The organism is Caldisericia bacterium, from assembly GCA_030018355.1.
In the GTDB taxonomy this organism is placed as follows: domain Bacteria; phylum Caldisericota; class Caldisericia; order B22-G15; family B22-G15; genus JAAYUH01.
In genome coordinates this window covers 1-3272 of record JASEFN010000010.1, presented here as the reverse complement: position 1 = coordinate 3272, position 3272 = coordinate 1, and the positions used below count along the sequence as shown (strand labels likewise).

At 22.7% G+C, this 3272-nt stretch carries 5 protein-coding genes; 3 read left to right on the top strand and 2 right to left on the bottom strand.

The window, feature by feature from the left end; translation table 11 throughout:
• Both QMD25_07050 and QMD25_07045 read left to right on the top strand, forming a co-directional pair.
• A partial coding sequence (locus tag QMD25_07050; protein MDI6861740.1) for a hypothetical protein occupies positions 1-401 on the top strand: 401 nt, incomplete at its 5' end.
• Between the two features lie 107 nt (positions 402-508).
• Positions 509-1624: a hypothetical protein gene (locus tag QMD25_07045; GenBank protein ID MDI6861739.1), complete on the top strand. Its 1116-nt coding sequence runs from the start codon at positions 509-511 to the stop codon at positions 1622-1624.
• 717 nt (positions 1625-2341) lie between these two features.
• Here the strand turns inward: QMD25_07045 and QMD25_07040 are convergent.
• Positions 2342-2497 (bottom strand): hypothetical protein, encoded by a 156-nt coding sequence (locus QMD25_07040; GenBank protein ID MDI6861738.1) that lies wholly within the window; start codon positions 2495-2497, stop codon positions 2342-2344.
• Positions 2498-2605: 108 nt separating this feature from the next.
• Positions 2606-2899: a nucleoside-diphosphate kinase gene (locus tag QMD25_07035; GenBank protein ID MDI6861737.1), complete on the bottom strand. Its 294-nt coding sequence runs from the start codon at positions 2897-2899 to the stop codon at positions 2606-2608.
• Positions 2900-2980: 81 nt separating this feature from the next.
• On the opposite strand from QMD25_07035, the gene QMD25_07030 reads away from it, so the two are divergent.
• A partial coding sequence (locus tag QMD25_07030; GenBank protein MDI6861736.1) for a copper amine oxidase N-terminal domain-containing protein occupies positions 2981-3272 on the top strand: 292 nt, incomplete at its 3' end.

Sequence of the window (3272 nt, the reverse complement as noted above, 5' to 3'; positions counted from 1 at the left end):
CACAATTAACAACTTGTTTGTGGTATGATATGGGGACAAGTTGTATTTATGGAACACTTCCATCAAATTTTAATAATGGAATAAAATTACATTCTAATACATTTCATAATGAATATAATTGTGATTATCATTTTTCAACTTCTGGGACATATACACCAAAATTTGGTGATATATGCATAGAAATAAATAATAATAAACCATTAGCCATTTTAATTAATTGGGATATTCAAAATTGGCATTGGATAACAGGAATAGGTTATTATCAAGGAATTGATGGATATTACATTTATGTGAGAGATGGATATGGTGATGGATTTGTTATAATCAATTTTTATACCCCAGAATTAAATGGAAGATATATTAGTATTTATTATTTTGGATATATATATCCTTCATATTAGATATGTATAAAAAACTTTATCTCACACTTATTATTTTATTCTTTATATTTAACAATTTTTTATTAAGTTGTGTCGAAAAAAATATTATTAAAAATTATGAAATAAATATGGATGAGAGTGTTTTAGAGACTCTTTTTAATGGTTATTATAATGTAATTCCAATAAAAAATAAACCAAAACTAATTTGGTATTTTAATAATCCACCATATCCAATTGAAAATTTACCAGTATTGTATAAACCAATCTTTAATAACTCCCCATTAATATATAATGGAATAATCTATTTTTCTGATAAAGAAGGAAATTTTTATGCAGTAAATACTAATAGTGGTCAATTAATCTGGAAAGTACATTTTGAAAATGTTGATGAAATAACAACACCTATAATTTGTAATGAAATTATTTTTATTGGAGTAAATAATTTAGGAATTATAGGTTTGGATTATAAAAGTGGTAAGATAGTATTTAGATTAAATAATAATGGAGATTTTATATTTCCTCCTATTATAATAGACTCTGTAATCTATTTTTTTACAATAAAACCCTCAATGCAACATTTGAACATTATCTTTAATGCATTTGATATTAAAAAAGAAAGATATATTTATAAAAAGAAATTTCCAACTAATATTAAAAAACCTGTTTTCTTTATTTCACATAATTTTTTATTATTTTATCAAAATTATATTAATGAAATATTATATTGTTTTGAAATAAAAAGTGGAAGAATGAGATGGAAAAAAGAAATTCAAAATATTATAAATAAAAAATTTCTTTATGATAAAAATAAAGTTTTTCTTTTTGCTTGGGATGTTAATCTCAAATTTTATTTAATAGATATAAATAATGGTAATATTTTAACTACTAAAACTATTGATAATATTAATGAAAGACCTATGAATATATTATTAGCATCTGATGATAAAAATATATATGCTGGAATAAATAATTTAATATTAATTATTGATAAAAAATCTGGAAATATCATTAGAACAATAAAAATTGAAAACGAAATAGGCCCTTATATGACAATAGTAAATGATGTTTTATACATATCTCTTTTTGATATAGAAAAAAAAATATTTTTATGTGCTATAGATTTGAATTCAGAAAAAATATTATGGAAATTAACTGGTTATTCTTTATCTGATTATTCTCCCTATTTTGACAATAATTCAATTTATATTATTGGATATTCTACTGTTTATAAACTATCCGAATAGAAAATTTGTTTAGAATAAATCTTAAAAAAGAGGAAGTTAAAATGAAAAAGTTTTAGCAACAATATTAATTTTATTGTTAATTTTTATTATAAACAAAATTTTGGTTTATAAAAATATAATTTTAAGTGAAGATAATTTTTATGAAACACCTTTAAAGTATATTTTCAAGAGAACCAGTAGAAATTTTTTAATTTCAATTTATATTATAAATAATTAATGAATTTGATAAAAAGTTAATAAAAGTTGAAATTTATAAAAAGAATGGTTTATTAATATTTAAATTCACTTTATTAAATCCTAATAATTCATTTGCATTAATAGAAAAAAGAAACTGAGTATAATTGAAATTATTTGTCATATAAGATGGATTATTTAAATTCTATTCTACTTGATAATTCGTAGAATGAATATAAAAACAATTTATTAGGTTGTAGATAAAGGTTTTATTGAATTTATTGCTCATCTTTATTCAAGACTATATAAATTGGAAGATTAGTATAATTATGATGCAAAGTTAACCTCCTAGTACATATAAAACAGGAGTATATAATGCAAAATAGAATGAGGATGAGCAACTATATCATTAAATGATTCATTATTTATTCATAAAATAACAACGGGTTGTACTTATCTATCATGTTATTATGTATTATAAAATTTTTCTTTAGTTAATTCATTATTAAGTTCATATGTAATTTTATAAAAATGGTCTACTGGTTATTTTTTGTTCTCTTCAAAATTCGATGGTTCAAAAATTAAATATTCTCTTTTTACTAAAGTCTTTTCTCTTTCCTCAATTATTTTAATTTTCTCCAAAAATTTTTTATATTCTTTGCTATCTTTAATTGAATCAAAATTTTTTTCAAAATTCATTTTTTAATTGACTAACAGAATCCAAAATCAATTGCTTCATTTAAGATTTTAATTGCCTCATCTTTTTTATTTAAAACACTTAACAAATATGCTTCATAATCGTATAATTTACTCCCCAAAAATAACTTTTCTTTCAAATTCATAATTTTCTCTTGAATCTGAAGCATGAACTAGATTTTCTGTAAGATCTATTGCAAGGTCTCCTCTAATTGACCCCATCTCTCTTTCTTCTGGCTTTGTAGCACCAATAAGTTTTCTCATAAGAAGAATTGCATTAGGAGCCTCAACTTCAATTGCAAGTATAGGACCAGAAATCATAAAATTTACAAGTTTTTCAAAAAAATCCTTACCTTTATGAACTTCATATAATTTTTCTGCTTTTTCTTTTGAAAGATATTCAATTTAGCAGGAAATGAAACAAAAGCATCAAGGGCAGTTTATAGAATTGAGAAGAAAGAAATATTTCTTTATATAGGAAAATCAATAGCATTCGTCAATGGAAAAGAGATTAAACTTGATACTGCACCTTTTATAAGAAATGGAAGAACCTATGTGCCTTTAAGATTTATTTCAGAATCTATTGGTGGAACAGTTGTTTGGGATGGAAATGAGAAAAAGGTTATGATAACTCTATATGATGTCTCTTTAACAATGTGGGTTAATAAATCAAATTATTATATAAATTCTGTTCCATTTATTATGGATTCACCACCACTTCTTCTTCCTCCTGGAAGAGTTTTTGTTCCAATAAGGATAGTCTCAGAATCTCTTGGTG

Bases quoted from the DNA above. Each gene is read 5' to 3' on its own strand.
- QMD25_07040 (MDI6861738.1), bottom strand. From the start codon at position 2,497: ATGAATTTTGAAAAAAATTTTGATTCAATTAAAGATAGCAAAGAATAT.
- QMD25_07045 (MDI6861739.1), top strand. From the start codon at position 509: ATGGATGAGAGTGTTTTAGAGACTCTTTTTAATGGTTATTATAATGTA.